Below are 18,333 nucleotides of genomic sequence, written 5' to 3'. Positions count from 1 at the left end.
CCTCAGGCTTTCTGCGCCGCGGCGTCCTGCCGCGCGAGCCACGCCTGTTTCATGAAGCGCCGGACGTCCTCGTCGACGCGGATGTCGGCGGGCCGCAGCGGCCGGGTCAGATACAGGCCGTCCAGCGAGGTCAGGCGGCTGAGAGCGACGTAGGTCTGGCCCGGGGCGAACGCTCCGGCCCCCAGATCGACCACCGCGCGGTCGTACGTCTTGCCCTGCGACTTGTGGATGGTGACCGCCCACGCCAGGCGCAGGGGGAACTGCGTGAACTCGGCCACGATCTCGCGCGAGAGGTTCTTGGTGCCCGGGTCGTAGGCGTAGCGGTACCTCTCCCACACGGCCGGCTCGACGTCGTGGGCGATGCCGTCCACCTCGACCCGCACGCTGTCGCCCGCGATGCGCGTGACGGTGCCGATCGTGCCGTTGACCCACCGCGGAGCCTCGCCGAATTGCGCGCTGTCGTTGCGCAGGAACATGACCTGAGCGCCCACCTTCAACGTGAGCTCCATCTCGGCGGGGTAGTTCGCCTCGCCGCGACCGAAGTCGCCCGAGATCTCGGCGTTGGCGGTCTGGGTGCGGCCGACCAGCTCGTCGAGGTGGCGACGGTTGATGGTGTTGACCCGGTCGTTGCGCGTGGCCAGGGTGATGATCGGGTGCTCGCCGTCGGCGGGGTGCGGCGGCGTCCGCGCCCCCGCGGCATTGAGCACGCCGGCCATCTCGGCCGTCACGCGTCCGTAGCGCACGGCGTTGAGCAGCTGCTTGAACCCCGGGTCGGACTGCCGGTGGATCTCGACGAGCTCGTGGACGTGCAGATCGGCCCCGTGGCGACCGATGTCGATCAGTCCGTCGGCCGCGGCCTCGCCCGACCACACCTTCGCGTCGAAGAACCAGAACGACCGGTAATGGTCGCGGATGTAGCGCATCTCGTCACCGCGGGGCGGCACGGGGGCGAGCTGGTACGGGTCGCCGAACATGACGATCTGCGTGCCGCCGAACGGCTCGGCACGCCGACCGCGGGCCTGCCGCAGCGAGCGGTCGATGGCATCCATCAGGTCGGCGTTGACCATCGAGATCTCGTCGATCACGAGGGTGTCGATGGCGTTGAGGATCTTGCGGGTGGCGTCGTTCTGGTCGATGTCGCCGTTCGCGATCAGACCGATCGGCAGGCGGAACAGCGAGTGGATCGTCTGGCCCTCGACGTTCAGCGCCGCCACTCCCGTCGGCGCGCACACCGCGATCTGCTTCTTGGTGTTCCAGGCGAGGTGCTGCAGCAGGGTCGACTTTCCGGTGCCCGCGCGGCCCGTGACGAAGACGTGCTCGCGCGTGTCCTCGATCAACCGGAACAGCGCCTGCTGTTCGGCGGAGAGAGGAGGCGTGGTCACCGGTTCATGCTAGTTCGCGCCACCCGCGGGCGAGGGCCCGTGTGGATCGCGGTTCTGGCCGCCACCGCTCTCGTCGGCGTCACGTCGAAGCGGATCCGGATGCCGCATCGACCGGGCCGCCCGCCGGGTGGGTGCGGTCGAGCAGCCAGCGCGCCTCTCCCGACAGCACGTCGCCGACGTGGCTGCGGAAACGCGGGCACTGCGCGATGTCGTGCGACCGGCAGCGCAGGGCGTGCTCCGTCATCGCGCGCGCCTCGGCGATGTCGGCGGCGCGCCGGTCGAGCTCGGCGATGTGCTCCTCGAGCACCCGATGCCGATCGGGCGCCCCCTCGTCGAGCAGCACGCGGATCTGCTCGAGCGACATGCCCGCCGCCTTGTTGCGCAGGATGACCGCGACGCGCACGACGTCATCCTGCGAGAAGAGCCGTCGTCCGGCGCCGTCGCGAGTGGGGCGAAGAAGCCCCTCGTCCTCCCAGAACCGCAGCACGTGGGTGTCGAGGCCGAATCGCGCGGCCGCCTCGCCGATGGATTCCCCGCTTGACTTCATGTCGACATGAAGTCACACGATGGACGAGAACACAAGCGGAGGGAGCTCATCGTGTACGACGCGATCATCATCGGAGGCGGTCCCGCGGGCCTGCAGGCGGGACTGACCCTGGGGCGCATGCACCGGCGCACCCTGCTGCTGGACTCGGGCGAGTACCGCAACGCCACCGTGCGCCACGCGCACAACCTGCTCACCAACGACGGACGCGATCCCGCCGAGCTGCGCCGTATCGCCCGCGCCGAGATCGCCGCGTACGACACGGTCGAGATCCGGGATGCCGCCGCCACCGACGTCTCGCGCGCCGATGGCGTGCTGACGGTCGAGACCGCGGGCGGCCGCCTGTCGGCCCACGCGGTGATCCTCGCCACCGGGGTCACCGACGAACTGCCGTCGATCCCCGGCCTCGCCGCGCACTGGGGCGACACGGTCGCCAACTGCCCCTTCTGCCACGGACACGAGTTCGCGGGCCGCCCGGTCGCGGTCGTCAACGCCTCGCCGCACGCCGCCGTCCTGGCGCGGATGCTGGAGCCCGTGGCATCCGAGGTCCTCGTGATCGATCCCGCGGCGGTGCGCGAGGTCGTCGGAATCGACGGCGGGCTGCGCCTGCACCTGCTCGACGGCTCCGCACCCGAGGTCGCCGGGGCCTTCGTCGCACCGACGTCGAGCGTGCGCGGCGGGTTCCTCGACGGCCTCAACCTGATGCGCCAGGACAGCGGCGCCCTGCGCACCGATCCGTTCGGCCGCACGAGCGTCGAGGGCGTGTACGCGGTCGGCGACATCGCCCAGCCCGATCACCTTCCGGGCCCGCTATTCTCGCTGGCGGCGGCCATCGCCGGCGGCCAGCTCGCCGCCGTCGCCGTGGTGCAGTCGCTCGTCATGGACTGACGCGCGGGGGCGCCGCACAGGTGTCGTTCCTAGACTGGGTCCGTGGACATTGCCGGCGGGGGCCCCGCGACGCCCAGGGGTGTCGGGGCTGCACGCGCGCGCGCCCTCGTGGTCATCGCCCTGATCGGCGTTCTGCTGATCGCCGCGATCGGGGCGGGCGCGGCCTCGCTGTACCGCGAGTTCTACAGTCCCCGCGCCTTCGTCCTGCACTATCTCGAGCTGCTGCAGGATCGCCGCAGCGCCGAGGCCCTCGCGGTCCCCGGTGTCGCCGTGGACTCGACGGAGCTCGAGACGGCCGGCCTGCCGGCGACGGCCTCCGAGGCGTTGCTGCGCCCCGAGTCCCTGATGACCCTCACGGATGCCACCGTCACCGACGAACGGGCCGACGGCGACCGCACGCGCGTCACGGTGTCGTACACCGCCGGCGGCTACGCCGGCACCACCACCTTCGAGGTGCAGCCCGACACCACGGGCGGCCTGCTGCCGCGCTGGCGGTTCGCGCGGAGTCCGCTCGCGGTGATGAAGCTCTCGGTCGAGGGCTCGATGCGCTTCGCCGTGAACGGCTTCGAGGTCGACAAGCGCCAGGTCTCGATCGACGGGGCGGATGCCGATCCCACCGCCGCGCTCCCCCTTCTGGTCTTCTCGCCCGGGCTGTACTCGGTCGCCGTCGACACCGCCATCTCGTCGACCCCCGGCGTCGCCGTCCTGGCCGATGCGCCGCTGGCCGGCATCCCGGTCGATGTGCAGGCCCAGCCCACGACCGAGTTCATCGGCGTCGTCCAGCAGCGGGTCGAGGAGTTCTTGAGCGCGTGCGCGGAGCAGAAGGTGCTGCAGCCCACCGGCTGCCCCTTCGGCTTCACCGTGAGAAACCGCATCGACGACGAACCCACGTGGTCGATCGTCGAGCAGCCTCGGGTCACCGTCGTCCCCGACGGGGCCGGATGGCGCATCCCCGACGCCAAGGCGGTGGCGCACATCGACGTCGACATCCGTTCGATCTTCGACGGCAGCGTCCGCACCGTCGAAGAGGACGTCGCCTTCACCGTGGACGGCCAGATCTCGGTCCTGCCCGACGGGTCGGCATCCATCCTCATCGGCGGCTCGGCCGACTGAGCCGACGGCTTGCCTCGTCCGCCCGTCTGGTCCCTTCGCCCGCTGGGCGTCCGGGCGGGGCGCCCGGGTGGGGCGCCCGGGTGGGGTTCCCAACGGCTGCGGGCACAACGGCGGGACATTCCTCCGACACGCCGCCACACGGCATCCACCCCTCGGCGTGTCACCCCCACCACCCGCCGTCGTGCACGGCGCCCGGGTGGGGCGACCAGGTGGGGCGCCCGGGTGGGGTTCCGCACGGCCGCGGGCACAACGGCGGGACATTCCTCCGACACGCCGCCACAGGGCAACCACACTCGGCGTGTCACCCCCGCCACCCGCCGTTGTGCACGGGGGCGGGATGGGTGACCGGGAGACGGCGCCCGGGGCACCCCACCCGGGAGGGGCGCCGGGGTGGGATCAGCCGCGGCGCTCGGCGAGGCGGGCGTCGCGCGCGGCCAGCCGGGCGAGTTCCTCGTTGTAGGCGTCGAGCTCGACGTCGCCGACGCGGTCGACGTGCCGGTCGCGGCGCTTCTGCTGGCGCTCGTCGCTGCGGCTCCACTGGATCGCGACCGCGATCGCGAGGATGAGGGTCGGGATCTCGCCGACCGACCACGCGACACCACCGCCGACGTACTGGTCCTGCAGGGGCGTCGCGCCCCACGTGCGCCCCATCGCCCCGAACCACTCGGCCACCATCAGGCCGGAGTTCATCATGATCGCGATGCCGAAGAACGCGTGCATCGCCATGATCGCGATGAGCACGAGCAGACGCAGCGGATACGGCAGGCGGTAGGGCACGGGGTCGATGCCGATGAGGCTCAAGACGAACAGGTACCCCGTGACGAGGAAGTGCGCGACCATCCAGATGTGGCCGACGTGGTCGTACAGCGACCAGCGGAAGAGATCGGTGTAGTAGAACGCCCACAACGAGCCGATGAACAGACCGGCCGCGACGTAAGGGTTCGTCAGCACCTTGGCGACCGGGTTGTGCACGGCCCAGAGGATCCACTCTCGACCGCCGCGGGTGCCGTCGTCGCGCTTGCGGATGGCGCGGGCGGCGAGCGACACGGGAGCCCCCGCGACGAGCATGAGCGGGATCGCCATCGACAACAGCATGTGCCCGATCATGTGCATGCTGAACAGGTAGTCCTGGTACACGTTGATCGGGCCGGACGTGACCCAGAACACCCCGAACATGCCCAGGGTCCACAGGACGGTGCGGTAGATCGGCCACGAGTCTCCGCGGCGCAGCAGGCGCCAGACGCCGGCGAGGTAGAAGAACAGGCCGAAGGCCACCACGAGCGTCCACAGCAGATCGACGTCCCACGCGGTGAACCAGCGCTCGGGGGTGAGGTCGGGCGGCAGGGGCGCGCCCGTCAGCACCTCGGCGGGCGTGCGGCCGACCAGCGGCGCCTCGACCGGCGGGGGCGTGCGGGCGAGAGCCGCGGCGACACCGCTGGCGATGCCCATGAAGACCAGCTCGAGCGAGATGACGCCCCAGAAGCGACGCGACCCCGCCTCGTCTCCCATCCGCGCGATCAGGCGCCGGCGGTACCATGCGCCGAGCACGCCCATCGCGACAAGAGCGGCGACCTTCACCAGAACGAGGATGCCGTAGGCCGACCAGATGTTCTGCAGGCCGAGCAGTCCGATCGAGGCGCGCACCGTTCCCGAGATCGCGACCACGATGAACGCCACGAGAGCGATCGACGAATAGCGCAACAGGGTCTTCTGCAGCTCCGCCCGCGTCATCGCCGGGCGGACGACGACCAGCAGGACGAGCCCGCCGAGCCACACCGCTGCGGCGATGATGTGCAGCACCAGGGCGGTGACGGCGGCGTTGTGGCTCGCCTCATCGCCCGCGTGCCCCTGCGTGCCCATGGGGATGAGCGCGGCGAGCGCGAGGATCGCGACGATGAGGGTCGGCACCCACGAGCGGACCGCGAAGGTCAGCACGGTGAGCACCGCTCCCGCGATCGTGGTGATCAGCCACGCGGGCCCGACCTCGCTCTCGACCAGGAAGCGCCCCAGCTGCTGACCGAAGACCGCATCGAGCGTGGGAGAGGCGGGGATGACGTTGAGGAACGTGAGGAACCCCGTCACGGCCGCCGAGACGGTGAAGATCGCGGCACCGATGGATGCCGTGTCCAGGGCGATCTCGAAGGGCCGCTCCCCCGCGCGCAGAGCGAACAACGCGAGCACGAGCGAACCGACCATGGTCGCGGCCGACAGGTTGACCACCACGGTGGCGATCGGCAGACCCCACCGCACGAACGGGCCGGGGTCGGCGAGCTGCGCTTCGGCCGCCCCACCGCCGTACGCGAGCCCCGCGACGACGGCGATCAGCGAGACCACGATCAGGATGACGGGTCCCGCGACGCGGAGGAGTCGGGGATTCACCACCCCAGCCTACGTCGCGCCCGCATGGCAGAGGGGGGATGCCGACGGCATCCCCCCTCTGAAGACTCGCGGTCGAATTACTTGACGGCGGCCTTGAGCTTCGAGCCCGCGGTGACCTTGACGCGCTTGCCGGCGGGGATGGAGATCTCCTCACCCGTCTGCGGGTTGCGGCCCGTGCGCGCCGACGTCGCGACCTGCTCGAAGGCGATCCAGCCGGGGATCGAAACCTTGCTGCCCTTGGCGACCGCCTCGGAGACGGTGGAGAAGAGGGAGTCGAGCACGCCCGACACGGCGGACTGGCTCTGCCCGGTCGCGCTGGCGATGCTCGCGACGAGCTCGGTCTTGGTGATGGACTTGTCGGCCATGTGGTTGTCCTCCAGGCGGCGGCGAGCGCCGTCTCTCGTTACTCGGACGAGGAGGAAAACTCCTCGGTGGTCGGGAGACCGCCTCGACAGTATCAACCGAACCGCGGAATCACGCGGATTCTGACCGATTTGGTCCGTTTCGCCACGGCGTGTCGCCCCGAGGGAACGCCGTCGCGGGTGGCCGTCAGTCGTCGAGGGACAGAGCGGTACTCCCCCGCGCATTTCCCGGGCCCGTCGCGCGCGGCCGTGGCGGCATCCGTTCCGGTCGAAGAGGAGTCGGGCGCTCGCACTAGAATGACCGCCACCACGAATCCTCACTCGACGGACGAGGAGCTCCCGGCCCGAACGGAGACCCGTCATGACATCGGCCCTCGACACATTCGAGGTGGGGGGCGACCTCCGCGAGGCCGCCGTGCGCACCGCGGCCCGCCTCGCGCCGGGGAATGGTCTACCGCATCCCCGCGACCTCGCCCTGCTGGCGGAGTGCGAACCGCTGAGTCCGCCCCCCGTGTGGGACGACGCCGCCGCCGACGCGCTCTCGGCCCAGCTGACCGCGCGCGCCCGCCAAGACGCCCTCACCCTCGGTTCGGGACTCATCGACCGCTTCTTCGACGACGTGCGGCTCATCCGTCCGGCATCGCTGTCGGCGCGCGCCCGCTCCCTGCTGTACTCGAGCGTCGCAGAATACGCCTGCAGCCTCGCGATGGCCGACGTCGCGGCGAGGTTCGCGGAAGAGGCGATGCTCTTCGCCGACACGCCGGGCTTGACGTATCGCGCCGTCGCGACCGCGGCTTTCGCGGCCGGGCTGGACGGGGACGTGGAGCAGACCCAGCGCCTGGTGGACCGAGCGGACGGACTCTTCCGCGCGCAGGAGTGGCCGGCGACCGAACGTCTGCTCGTCACCTTCTTCGCCCGCATCACCGTCGCCTCGGCCCGTGCGGACGCACCGACGCTGGAACGGATCGCGGTCGACCTGCGCGCCACGCAGCCCGGCGACGCGTTCTGGGAGTTCACCGCGGGGATGGCCGAGGTCATCGCGCGCCTGTTCCGCGGCGACGTGACCGGCGCTCTCGCCGGGAGCGCCCACCTGCTGCACAGCAGCGGCATCCACAGCAGCTGGCTCGGGTGCCGGCTGCACGTCGTCTGCATGCACGCCGACCTGCTGGTCGCGAGCGGACAGCTCGAAGAGGCGCTGGCTCTCCTGGCCCCCTGGCGGAGCCCCGAGGGTCACGGGGTCTGCTTCCCGACCCATCGCGCCACCGTGCTGCTGCACCTGCGCCGCGACCGCGATCTCATCGCCGAGACCGACCTCTGCGCCGCCGACGAAGCCGGACACAACCCCCGCACCTTCGGTCCCCTGCTGGCGCGTCGTGCTCTGGCCTTCGAACGCCTCGGGGCGCACCGTCGCGCCCAGCGGTGCATGGAGGCGGTCGTCCTGCTCACCGCGCGTATCGGGGTCTCGGCGGTGCCGTTCCTCTCCCTCCCCCCGGAGGAGGTGCGGTTCCTGCTCGACGCCGTCGCGGCGGAGCGTCCCTCGTCGCGCCCCGTCGTCGATCAGATCCTCGCTCTGCTCGACCTCACCGTGGCGAGCGCCACCGACACGTTCGACAGCAGCGCGACAGCTGACCTCACCCCGACCGAACGGGCGCTCGCGAGTGCCCTGCAGACCCCGTCGAGCCTCGCTGACATCGCGCGCGAGAGGGGCGTCTCGCTCAACACCGTCCGAAGCCAGGTGCGGTCGATCTACGTCAAGCTCGGCGTCAACGGGCGCGCCGAAGCCGTCCGCCGACTCACCACTACCCCCTCACCCGAGAGATGACCCCCTGGCCGCGACGGGACGACGAGGATCCGGCACCGATCGTCGAGCTGCGGCGCGGCGCCGCCGCGGGACCCCGGCCCCCCGGAAACGTCCGGCGCGCCGCGGCGGACATCGGCGGCTCGCGACACTTCGACCCGCCTCTCCGCGCCGCGGCCCTCGCCACGTCCGCGCGCCTCATTCCCGGCAGGGGCGTCCCCCTGGCTCGCCACCTGAGCGTGCTCGCGGAGTGCCGACCGCCGACCGCCCCTCGCGTCTGGACGGACGTCGAGGCGTTGACCGCCGCGTCGTGCTACGCGGCGCGGGCTCGGCGCGACGCCCTCTCGGGCGGTGCGGACATCGTCCGCGGCAACTTCGACGGCGTCCGCCTCCTCCGTCCGGCCCAGCTGTCGCCCACCGCCCGATCGCAGTTGTACGCGGCCGTGGGCGAGTACTGCTCGGCGGCCGGTCGGCCTCAGATGGGCGCACGGTTCGGCGCGGAAGCCCTGCTCTTCGCCGATACGCCCGGCCTGCGCTATCGCGCGCTCTCGGTGATGGCTCTGGCACGCGCTCTCAACGGCGAGGTCCATCTGGCGGAGACCACCGTCGACGAGGCATCGACGCTGTTCCGCGAGAACGGATGGGACGAGGCGGAAGCCGCGTACGCCGAGATGCTCGCGCGCGGAACGATCGCCGTCGTCCGCATGGACGTCGAGGGGCTGGAGAGGGTCGCCGCGCGACTGCGCTCCGCTCATGGTGACGACGCCTACGCGCTCTTCTCGGCCGACGCGTTCGAGGTCGGCGCGTCGATGTTCACGCAGGACTTCGGCACGGCTCTTGCGGCGGCACGCAACCTGCTGCTCAGCGGTCGTCGCAGGAGCAGTCACCGCATGCTGCGGTACCTCGTCGTCTCGGTGATGTCCGATCTGATGATCGCCCACGGTGACCATCTCGGAGCGCTCGATCTTCTGCGGCCCTACGAGAGTCCCGAGGGGCACGGCGCGTGCTTCGCGATGCAGCGCTCCGCAGCCCTGCTGGCCCTCGGCCGCGAGCAGGAGCTTCTCGCCGGCACCGACGAGTGCGTGTCCGCCGATCTCGACCACTGCCTGCGCACGCTCGTCCCTGTGCTGGCGCGTCGCGCGATCGCCCTGCTCCGAACGGGCAACGAGAGAGGGGCGCGGGAGAGTATGCGGACGGCCCTGCTCCTGGTGGCCCGTAACGGGATGTCGGCGGCGCCCTTCTCGATGCTGCCGCGAACCGAGACGGCCGCGCTCGTCGGCGATGCCCTGCGCTCGCATCCGGAGGTGGTCGGCACCCTCGCCCCGGTGCTGCAGAAGCTGGATCTCGTCACCGCGGGGGACGAACGGGTCGCATCCCCCGTCGCCTTGACACCGAGGGAGCGCGAGCTGGCGGTTCTGCTCCGCTCGCGACGGACGACCAGCGAGATCGCCCTCGCGCGTGGCGTCTCGGTGAACACGATCAAGAGCCAGCTGCGTTCGATCTACCGCAAGCTCGAGGTCACGACGCGCGTCGAAGCGGCGCGACGTCTCGACGAGATCGACGTCTGACGAACGACGAAGGGCGGGGGCTCCTCTCGGAACCCCCGCCCTTCGAACGGGTGTCTGGTGCTTACCAGGACGACTTGGTCACACCGGGCAGCTCGCCACGGTGGGCCATGTCACGGAAGCGGACGCGCGAGACGCCGAACTTCGTGAGGACGCCACGGGGGCGGCCGTCGATGACGTCGCGGCTGCGCACGCGCGCGGGCGACGCGTTGCGGGGCAGCTTCTGCAGGCCCACGCGGGCGGCCTCGCGGGCCTCGTCGGTCGCGTTGGGGTCGACCAGGGTCTTCTTCAGCTCGGCGCGCTTGGCGGCGTAGCGCTCGACGACGACCTTGCGCTGCTCGTTGCGCGCGATCTTGCTCTTCTTAGCCATGTGCTTAGCGCTCCTCTCGGAAGTCGACGTGCTTGCGGACCACGGGGTCGTACTTCTTGAGCACGATGCGGTCGGGGTTGTTGCGGCGGTTCTTGCGCGTCACGTAGGTGTACCCCGTGCCGGCGGTCGAACGCAGCTTGATGATCGGACGGACGTCCTGAGCCTTCTTCGCCATTACAGCTTCACGCCCTTCGCCTGCAGGTCACGCACGACGGACTCGATGCCGCGTGCGTCGATGACCTTGATGCCCTTCGCCGAAACGTTGAGCTTGATGTTGCGACCCAGCGACGGAACGAAGTAGGTCTTCTTCTGCACGTTCGGGTCGAAGCGGCGCTTCGTCCGGCGGTGCGAGTGCGAGATGTTGTGACCGAAGCCGGGAACCGCTCCAGTCACCTGGCACACTGCTGCCATGGTGATGTCTCCTTCTGTACCGTGACACCGGACGGTGCCACCCAAGATCCCTTGTCTGCACCCCATCCGAGCGCGGCGGAAAGCCGAGATCGGGGTGTGGGATGCGAACTGCGTGCTGGAGTGCGCGCAGACAAGGGGTCAGTCTAGCACGGACGGCGTGTCGGCTTGACGGGCGGCCGCCTCGGCGGCTCCGCGCCCCCACCGGAACGGCGAGACCGTGGCATCCCCCTCGATCCAGAACCGCCAGGGGAACGCCGCGGTGCCGGCGACACCGGCGACACCCACGCGCGGGCCCGTCGCCACGCCCGCGACCGGCGTATCCGGGAGCAGGAGTCGTGCCCGCGCCCCCGCCCGTTCCGCGCCCGTGACGGCGTCGATTCCGTCGTGGACGGGATGCCGCAGCCCCACCGCGTCGCCGAGCCGCCCGGGACCGCGGGCCAGGTCGCGTGCCGCCCGCACGGCCCCGCGTCGCTCGAGACGGCGCCGCTGCGCGACGTCCGCGCCCTCGACGACCTCGGCTCCGCGCAGCAGCACACCCCCCGCGACACCCTCCGGTCCGCAGACCACGTTGACGCATGAGTGGATGCCGTGGCTCAGGTAGACGTACAGGTGACCGGGTTCGCCCCACATCGTCGCGTTGCGCGCGGTCGGCCCCATGCGGGCGTGCGACCCCGGGTCGGGTCGATCGCCGGTCCCCCGCCCGTGGTAGGCCTCGACCTCGGTCAGCCGGACGACGACGCGCTCCCCCGCGACCACCGTCTCGAGCAACCCGCCCAACAGCAGCGGGGCGGCCTCGACGGGCAGGACCGAGAGCTCCGCGCGGGTCGCCGGGCGCATCACTGCGGCGGGACCTGGCACCACGACAGGTCGAAGCCCTGCAGCGCCGTGACCTCTCGGCCGGTGTCGATCTCGACCAGGTGCGTGAGCAGACGCTCGGGCAACGGCAGCTGATACCGGTCGAAGGGGTTGTCGACGGCGCGCGGGGCGACCAGCACCGCGGCGTAGCGTCCGCTCGGCGAGACGCAAGTCTGCAGAGCGGTGTCCGAGCCCGGCACCTCGAGCAGGGGCCGCACCGCGCCGGCCGTGTCGACGTGGGCGATGGTCGTCGACCGCGAGACGCCGTCGGCGCTGATGTCGGCGAACGAGCGGATGGTCCCCGCGCCGGCTCCCGGCACGGGGGTCGCTCGACCGGCCAGCCCCGGCGGATCGACGGGGCGCACCAGCTCCTGCTCCGACCCGTCGGTCAGGTCGATCTCGCGGATGCCCTCGAGACGTTCGACCACGGCGACCGAGGACCCGCGGGCGATGCCGTCGATCGAGACCGCGCTGCCCAGCGGCGCTGCGTTGCCGCCCTGCGCGTCGGTGAGCAGCAGGCGCGAGTCGAACGTCAGCACGAGCATGCTGTCGGTGTCTGGGACGAAGCGGTAGTCGGCGATGCGTACGTCGCCACCGTTCAGGCCGACCTCGGTCGGGGGCGCATCATCGGCCGCGGATGCCGTGAACAGGCGGCTCTCGCGTCCGCCCGCGGCGCCCAGGTCGGCATCCGAGAAGGTGAAGCCGATGCGCTCTCCGCGATCCGCCGACTGCAGGTTGGTGACGTAGCCCGGTCCCGGCAGAGTGATGTCGCGCTGGTTGCCGCCGTCGGGATCGGTGACGATCACGCGCGCGGTGTCGCCGTCGCGCACCGAGATGACGAGGTGGTTCGCCGTCGCCCGGAAGTCCTCGATGTGCGGGTGGACGAACACCGGCAGTCCCGCCTCGCCCTGCAGGTCGGTGCGGAAGATCGTGTCGCCCTCGGGGGTGCCGCGCTGCATCAGGTAGGCCTGCAGGGGCGGCGTGCGGAACGTCTCGGTGAGCGTCGACGACGGCCCCGCGCCCAGACCGTTCACCCCGTTGACGGTGATGCGGTAGTCGGTGTCGTCGCGCAGGGGCAGGGTGAAGCGCACGCCGACGCTGCGGCCCGCCGTGTCGACAGTGAACGGCGTCGCGGGCTCGACCTCGACCTGCGAGGGGTCCACGCTCTGCAGCGACTGCGTCGTGGTGAGGATCACGCGGGACCCGGATGCCGCCACGGCGGCCGCGGGGTCGACCTGCACGTCCGTGACGCGCGGCCCCTGCGCGACGGCGACGACGCCGCCGACACCGCCGACGACCACCAGCGCCATCAGCACCGCCGCGAACGCGACCGCGAAGCCCCGACCGCGCCGCTTGCGTGCGCGCGAGCGGCGGGAGTCAGTACTCATAGGGGTCCGCCGGTTCGTCGATCGCCGCCACCTGCTCGGCCTGCACCTCGAGCTTGCCGTCGCCGCTGGAGCGCACGGTCCCGGTGACGGTGACCCATTGGCCGGTCGAGGGGGCGCTCCCCGCCGCGGCGATGGGCAGTCGCGCGGTCTGCGCGTCGATGACGCAGTGTGTGATGACCAGGCGCGTCAGATCGAAGCTCGCCCCGTCACCGCCGGGTGTGATGAAGCCCGTGAGGGTGACGGGCTTGCCGTCGAAGGTCTCGGGGTTGGTGGCGTGGGCGAACACCGCCGACCAGTCGCCGATGCCGAACTGCGAGGTGTCGCCGGACGCAGCCAAGGTCACCACGTCGCTGCCCGCGAACAGCGGCGGGGCGCCCACGTCGCGCGAGACGGCGAGCTCGGTCGACAGCGACGCCGCGGGGGTCAGCAGCACGGCGATGACCGCACCGGAGGCGATGACCCCGCCCGTGAACGCGGCGATGCCGCCGGGGGTGAGCCGCGGTCGGGCCGCGAGGTGCTCGTGCGCGGCCCGGTCGTGCGCGTCGAGGGGATCGGAGTGCTCGTGGTCGGCGTGCGCGAAGGCCTCGCGTCGCGCCGAGGCGGCGGCCGGGGCATGCCCGTGCTCGTGGTCGTGTCCGTGGTCGGCCTCGGCGCCCAGGGGGAGCGCGAACGACGCGATCGCGCCGATCAGGGCGACGATCGACATGCCCACGGCGAACCACGCCGAGTCGGGGTTGATGTACAGCGACATGCGCCCCGTCACCCACAGCGTGACCGTGGTGATCGACAGGCAGGCGGTCAGGCCCACACCGAGCCAGCGGGTCGCCAGCGCTCCGGATCTAGACAAGGAGGTTCACCACCGTTCCCAGCGCGAAGGCGAACAGCACCACCACGACCGTCATGCCCGCAAGCACGCGTGTGGTGAAGGTGGTGCGCAGCAGCGCCATCATCTTCAGGTCGATGATCGGTCCGACGACGAGGAACGCGACGATCGAGCCCGGCGTGAAGGTCGACGCGAACGACAGGGCGAAGAACGCGTCGACGTTCGAGCACAGCGACACCACGATCGCGAGCACCATCATCGCCGCGATCGACAGGGCCGGATCCGACCCGATCGCCAGCAGCGCGCTGCGGGGCACGAGCACCTGCACCGCCCCCGCGAGCAGCGAGCCGATGATGAGCGCCGGCATGACCGAGCGCAGCTCGACCACGAACTGCGCGAGGGTGCGCCGCCCGCGGTCACCGCGCTCCTGCACGACGATCTCGCACGTCTCGAGGAAGCGCTCGGTGAGCAGCTTGTCGGGATCGGGGTGCCGGCTGTACAGCCACCCGATGAGGTTGGCGACCAGGAAGCCGCCGATCAGGCGCGCCACCAGGATGCCGTCGCTGAACCCGAACGCGGCGTGCGTCGAGATGATGACGATGGGGTTCACGATCGGCGCCGCGACCAGGAACGTCAGCGTGTCGGAAACCCCGAAGCCGCGCATCATCAGACCGCGGGCGAAGGGGACGTTGCCGCACTCGCAGACGGGGATGAACATGCCCAGCAGCGACAGCACCGCCCGGCGCGCCCACGGCGCGCGCGGCATCCATCTCTCGATCGCCCCCGGCGGCACCCAGACCTGCACGATGATCGACAGCAGGACGCCCAGGATGACGAACGGCAGCGACTCGATCAGCACGCTGAGGGCGAGGGTCAGGCCGTCCTGCGCGCGGGTGGGGAGGGGCTGCGCGAAGAACGTCGGCGCGAACGCGTCGACAAGGAACAGCGCGGTGATCACCACGACGCCCAGGCCGAGGGCGACCAGGGTGCGCGAGGAGCCCGAGCGGGGGGCGTCGGGACGGCGGCGCGTGGGGGCCGCGGTGCGACTACTCGTCGCCACGCTCGCGAGCCCGGGCGCGGGCGCAGTCGGTGCAGACGCCGAAGATGTCGACGACGTGCTCGGCCTCGGTGAAGCCGTGCTGGGCGGCGGTGCGCTGCGCCCACTCCTCGACGTCGGTGGCCGCGATCTCGACGGCCTTTCCGCACGAGCGGCAGATGAGGTGATGGTGGTGGCCCCGCGTCTCGCACGCGCGGAACAGGTTCTCGCCGTCGGGACTCTGCAGCGAGTCGGCGTCGCCGCGGGCGGCGAGACCCGCGAGGGTGCGGTACACCGTGGCCAGGCCGATGCCGGTGTTCTCGTCGCGCAGGGTCGCGTGCAGCGACTGCGCGCTGACGAACCCGCCGGCTCCCGACAGGGCTTCGCGCACGCGCTCGCGCTGCCACGTGTTGCGCTGGACCATGGCGGCGAGTCTATCGACGGGTTCGGTGAATCTGCTGGGCGCGGGGGTGGGCGCAGCGCACGTCACGGGACCGCCCGCTGGTGAATTCTTGCCCGCGAGGACGCGATTTCCAGAGGGGAACTTTAGGGTGCCGTTCATGGGTTCCGCGGGACGAATCTCGATCGATGGTGACGTGCTCAACGATCTTGTGCGGCGGGTGGATGGCGTGCGAGACCAGGCTCCGAGCGAGGTCTCCACACCGCCACCGGTGCACGACGACGATCTGGCGCGGGCGGGTAGCGACGCCGCCGACGCGCTGCGACTATCCCTGAACGCCGTGCGGGCCGACCTCGAGACTCTCGCGAGCGGGGTGCAGCAGACCGTGACCCTCTGGGACGAGCGCGAAAGAGCGATGGTGTCGCTCGTCGACGACATCGACGCGGGTCTTGGCGATGCCAGCCCGACGGCTGGTCCGCGGTGAGATCTCCGGTCGGGCCCCACCGCGCCGAACTCGGAGATACAGATGATCCGACAGCTCTCGTGCCCGGCGCCCCGGGGGCGTTGTTCACATATGCGGAACAGTATCGCGACGCAGCGTCGGGATGCGCGCGAGCCGCGAACGAGCTGGCTCGGCTGCGTCAGGTCGACGGGTGGGAAGGCGAGAGCGCGGACGCCTTCGCCCGGCGCGTCACGACCATGATCAAGGCGTGCGACAACCTCGCCGAGAAGCTGAACACCGCCGCCGGGGCGTGGGAACAGTACGCGACCGTGCTGGGGTGGGGGCAGCAGAAAGCGGGCGACGCGATCGCGATGTTCGCTCACGCTGCCGCCATCACCGCTGCGGCGGCCGCGGAATCGCCGGCGCGGCTTGGGCCGCGCGGCTACACGGGACCGGGCACACGCTCGTTGCCCGACCCCGGGTTGAGCACGCGGAGCGATGCGCGGGCACTGCTCGCCTACGCGCGCGAATCCGTCGCCGATGCCGCGGCCGATGCCACCGTGGTGTTGCGCAGCATCGCGCCGACGGCCGCGGGCGGACTACGGACGAATGCGCTGGCCAGCGTCGGCAATGCCCTGCTGGAGCACCCCGACGCGTTGGGGCAGATGCTGGGCGGGGCCGCACTGATGGTCGGCGGCGCGGCTCTCTTCGGTGGAGGTCTCGCCGCGGACGTTACCGTGGCGGGTGCCACCGTCGGGGTTCCCGCCAACGTTGCCGGCGCGGCCGCCGTGGCAAGCGGAGCCGCCCTTGCCGGTGCGGGAATCATGAACGCCGCGGCGCACGCCGCGGGAGACAGCGGGGTGTCGTCGCCGAGCAGCCGAGACGATCGCACCGACGGCCGCGACGCGAAAGGCCGCTTCACCGGCAAGGGTGGCCGACCGTGGGTGGACAAGGAGAAAATTGGACTCGACGAAACGGAGATGACCCTTGACGATGGCGAGCAACTGATTCGCAACAAGGTGGCGGTGAGGGTCGACGGGAGCATCCAGACGCGCTACTTCGATGGCCTGATCAAGAATGCGGACGGAACGTATACGGGAGTAGAAGTGAAAAGCGGGAGCGCCGTAGACCGATACCTCGCAAACTCGAAGAACCAGTTCGCGTTCGACTCTTCACTCAGTGAAACCAATTCCGCGGTGGGCAGGATTGACGGACAGTTGATCGAGGTTATTTCATCAAGATTGATAAGAGTGCCATGATGCCAGATTTTTATTACGACACAGGGACGATTCAAAGCCAATTTAGTGTTGGCGGCAACGACCCCCGGCGCCGCTTGGCTCGCGTCATAAGTCTTTTAGATGGCTCGGAGCGATCCATATTCATATTTGCGCGCGTTCCAGATGGCGTCCATTTCTATCAACACCTGAAAAACGGTGGATCCTCGACCTTCCTTCAAGCTGCGGGCACCGCCGAGGCGATGACCATCGAATGCCGCCGCCTCGACGACGACGGCGAAGAACGCCTCTACGTCCTCGGCCACGGAGGACCCCGCTCAGGCGAACCCACCGTTCGAATCGAGTTCAACGACGGCCAGAATCACACCCTGGTCTATCCCGACGAAGTCTTCGACTTCAGCGAAGCCGGCGACATCTTCTTCTCCTACTTCGAAACCGAACGCGTACCCGACGGATACGCGCTCCGCTTGTTCGACCTCGACGCTCCGTATGAAGACCAGCGCGGTACTGCCGACTGACCGCGGCGACGAGTCGAGGACGAGTCCCGGTCGGCTGGCACCGGCCGCCGAAGACTGATGAACGTCGGCCTCGCGGGGCGTCGCGCTCGACGGTACGCGCACCCCGCACGGCATCCACGAAGGCCCCGCTACAGCGCGCGGGTCACGCGATCGCGCCGGGCTCCGATCAGGCGGCACACGAGGTAGATGGCGAACGAGATCGTCGTGATGTACGGGCTGACCGGCAGCGTTCCGGCGACCGCGAGCAGCACGCCGCCCACCGCCGACACGAAACCGAACAGCGCCGCCAGCACGGGAACCGACAGGGGGCCGGATGCCACCCGCATGGCCGCCGCGGCGGGGGTGACGAGCAGGGCCATCACCAGCAGCGCGCCGATGATGTGCACCGCCACCGCCACGATCAGACCGAGCAGCAGCATGAACGCGAGCGACACCGCGGTCGTGGGCACGCCGCGGGCGGCGGCGGACTGCGGGTCGAGGGAGTCGAAGCGCAGGGGCCGCCAGATCAGCAGCAGGGCGACGAGCACGAAGACGCCGATGACGACGAGCCAGCCTAGCTGACCGCTCTGCACCGACACGATCTGCCCGGTCAGCAGGCTGAAGCGGGTCGCGCTGCGGCCGTTGTAGAGGGAGAGGCACAGGATGCCGACCCCCAACCCGAACGGCATGAGCACGCCGATGATCGAGTTGCGGTCGCGCGCACGGGCACCGAGCACGCCGATGAGCGCCGCGGCGATGAGCGAACCCACGATGGAGCCCGACACGACGTCGGCGCCGACGAGCAGGGCGACGGCGGCGCCGGCGWRTCGGGCTCCATCGTGGGT

General features: G+C 70.7%; 20 protein-coding genes. 7 read left to right on the top strand and 13 right to left on the bottom strand.

All coding sequences use genetic code 11. The features are described from left to right. Positions 1-2: 2 nt before the first annotated feature. The gene (locus tag DC432_RS11790) at positions 3-1,382 is read right to left on the bottom strand and encodes an ATP-dependent DNA helicase (protein WP_116538057.1); all 1,380 of its coding nucleotides are present in this window, start codon (positions 1,380-1,382) and stop codon (positions 3-5) included. Between the two features lie 79 nt (positions 1,383-1,461). Continuing rightward, positions 1,462-1,929, bottom strand: a complete 468-nt coding sequence (locus DC432_RS11785) for a MerR family transcriptional regulator (RefSeq protein WP_116538056.1) — start codon at positions 1,927-1,929, stop codon at positions 1,462-1,464. Positions 1,930-1,980: 51 nt separating this feature from the next. Here DC432_RS11785 and DC432_RS11780 point away from each other — a divergent pair, with 51 nt between their 5' ends. Together DC432_RS11780 and DC432_RS11775 are read left to right on the top strand one after the other, a co-directional pair. Next, positions 1,981-2,814, top strand: coding sequence for an NAD(P)/FAD-dependent oxidoreductase (locus tag DC432_RS11780; protein ID WP_116538055.1), 834 nt, complete (start codon positions 1,981-1,983; stop codon positions 2,812-2,814). 42 nt (positions 2,815-2,856) lie between these two features. Further along, positions 2,857-3,927, top strand: coding sequence for a hypothetical protein (locus DC432_RS11775; RefSeq protein ID WP_116538054.1), 1,071 nt, complete (start codon positions 2,857-2,859; stop codon positions 3,925-3,927). 396 nt (positions 3,928-4,323) lie between these two features. Here the strand turns inward: DC432_RS11775 and DC432_RS11770 are convergent, their stop codons facing one another. Both DC432_RS11770 and DC432_RS11765 read right to left on the bottom strand, forming a co-directional pair. Further along, positions 4,324-6,306, bottom strand: a complete 1,983-nt coding sequence (locus DC432_RS11770; RefSeq protein ID WP_116538075.1) for a cytochrome c oxidase assembly protein — start codon at positions 6,304-6,306, stop codon at positions 4,324-4,326. Between the two features lie 77 nt (positions 6,307-6,383). After that, positions 6,384-6,671 (bottom strand): HU family DNA-binding protein, encoded by a 288-nt coding sequence (locus DC432_RS11765; protein WP_013584778.1) that lies wholly within the window; start codon positions 6,669-6,671, stop codon positions 6,384-6,386. A 358-nt stretch (positions 6,672-7,029) separates the two neighbouring features. On the opposite strand from DC432_RS11765, the gene DC432_RS11760 reads away from it, so the two are divergent. Both DC432_RS11760 and DC432_RS11755 read left to right on the top strand, forming a co-directional pair. After that, positions 7,030-8,490, top strand: a complete 1,461-nt coding sequence (locus tag DC432_RS11760; protein ID WP_116538053.1) for a helix-turn-helix transcriptional regulator — start codon at positions 7,030-7,032, stop codon at positions 8,488-8,490. After that, positions 8,487-10,034 carry a helix-turn-helix transcriptional regulator gene (locus DC432_RS11755; protein WP_116538052.1) on the top strand — a complete coding sequence of 516 codons (1,548 nt, stop codon included), beginning with the start codon at positions 8,487-8,489 and terminating at the stop codon, positions 10,032-10,034. Before DC432_RS11760 ends, DC432_RS11755 begins: the two co-directional genes overlap by 4 nt. Before the next feature lie 61 nt (positions 10,035-10,095). On the opposite strand, the gene rpsN is transcribed toward DC432_RS11755, so the two are convergent. The 8 genes from rpsN to DC432_RS11715 form a co-directional block, all read right to left on the bottom strand. Then, positions 10,096-10,401 carry a 30S ribosomal protein S14 gene (gene rpsN / locus DC432_RS11750; RefSeq protein WP_022878196.1) on the bottom strand — a complete coding sequence of 102 codons (306 nt, stop codon included), beginning with the start codon at positions 10,399-10,401 and terminating at the stop codon, positions 10,096-10,098. Between the two features lie 4 nt (positions 10,402-10,405). Then, positions 10,406-10,576, bottom strand: a complete 171-nt coding sequence (gene rpmG, locus DC432_RS11745; protein ID WP_013584775.1) for a 50S ribosomal protein L33 — start codon at positions 10,574-10,576, stop codon at positions 10,406-10,408. Then, the gene (rpmB, locus tag DC432_RS11740; RefSeq protein ID WP_055832508.1) at positions 10,576-10,812 is read right to left on the bottom strand and encodes a 50S ribosomal protein L28; all 237 of its coding nucleotides are present in this window, start codon (positions 10,810-10,812) and stop codon (positions 10,576-10,578) included. Before rpmB ends, rpmG begins: the two co-directional genes overlap by 1 nt. 138 nt (positions 10,813-10,950) lie before the next feature. Then, a complete protein-coding gene (locus tag DC432_RS11735; RefSeq protein ID WP_116538051.1) occupies positions 10,951-11,649 on the bottom strand; it encodes a DNA-3-methyladenine glycosylase in 699 nt (232 codons plus the stop codon). Next, positions 11,649-13,055 (bottom strand): hypothetical protein, encoded by a 1,407-nt coding sequence (locus tag DC432_RS11730; protein WP_116538050.1) that lies wholly within the window; start codon positions 13,053-13,055, stop codon positions 11,649-11,651. Before DC432_RS11730 ends, DC432_RS11735 begins: the two co-directional genes overlap by 1 nt. Continuing rightward, complete coding sequence (locus tag DC432_RS11725) at positions 13,045-13,902, bottom strand: TIGR03943 family putative permease subunit (protein WP_181373455.1); 858 nt, start codon at positions 13,900-13,902, stop codon at positions 13,045-13,047. Before DC432_RS11725 ends, DC432_RS11730 begins: the two co-directional genes overlap by 11 nt. After that, positions 13,895-14,938, bottom strand: a complete 1,044-nt coding sequence (locus tag DC432_RS11720; RefSeq protein ID WP_116538049.1) for a permease — start codon at positions 14,936-14,938, stop codon at positions 13,895-13,897. The genes DC432_RS11725 and DC432_RS11720 overlap by 8 nt, the downstream gene beginning before the upstream one ends. Beyond that, positions 14,925-15,338, bottom strand: a complete 414-nt coding sequence (locus tag DC432_RS11715; RefSeq protein WP_108317524.1) for a Fur family transcriptional regulator — start codon at positions 15,336-15,338, stop codon at positions 14,925-14,927. The genes DC432_RS11720 and DC432_RS11715 overlap by 14 nt, the downstream gene beginning before the upstream one ends. A gap of 136 nt (positions 15,339-15,474) precedes the next feature. On the opposite strand from DC432_RS11715, the gene DC432_RS11710 reads away from it, so the two are divergent. Genes DC432_RS11710 through DC432_RS16200 form a run of 3 tightly spaced genes read left to right on the top strand, consistent with a single transcriptional unit; the run spans position 15,475 to position 17,509 of the window. Next, positions 15,475-15,798 carry a hypothetical protein gene (locus tag DC432_RS11710; protein WP_116538048.1) on the top strand — a complete coding sequence of 108 codons (324 nt, stop codon included), beginning with the start codon at positions 15,475-15,477 and terminating at the stop codon, positions 15,796-15,798. Beyond that, positions 15,795-17,015 carry a putative T7SS-secreted protein gene (locus DC432_RS11705; RefSeq protein ID WP_347707128.1) on the top strand — a complete coding sequence of 407 codons (1,221 nt, stop codon included), beginning with the start codon at positions 15,795-15,797 and terminating at the stop codon, positions 17,013-17,015. Before DC432_RS11710 ends, DC432_RS11705 begins: the two co-directional genes overlap by 4 nt. Further along, on the top strand, positions 17,015-17,509 hold the full coding sequence (locus DC432_RS16200; protein WP_133177929.1) for a hypothetical protein: 495 nt from the start codon (positions 17,015-17,017) through the stop codon (positions 17,507-17,509). The genes DC432_RS11705 and DC432_RS16200 overlap by 1 nt, the downstream gene beginning before the upstream one ends. Before the next feature lie 128 nt (positions 17,510-17,637). On the opposite strand, the gene DC432_RS11695 is transcribed toward DC432_RS16200, so the two are convergent. Beyond that, positions 17,638-18,333, bottom strand: a 696-nt coding sequence (locus DC432_RS11695) for a metal ABC transporter permease (protein ID WP_133177928.1), incomplete at its 5' end; no start/stop codon positions are given.

Source organism: Microbacterium testaceum (assembly GCF_003075375.1).
GTDB lineage: Bacteria > Actinomycetota > Actinomycetes > Actinomycetales > Microbacteriaceae > Microbacterium > Microbacterium testaceum_E.
This window is presented reverse-complemented; position numbering and strand designations above follow the sequence as displayed.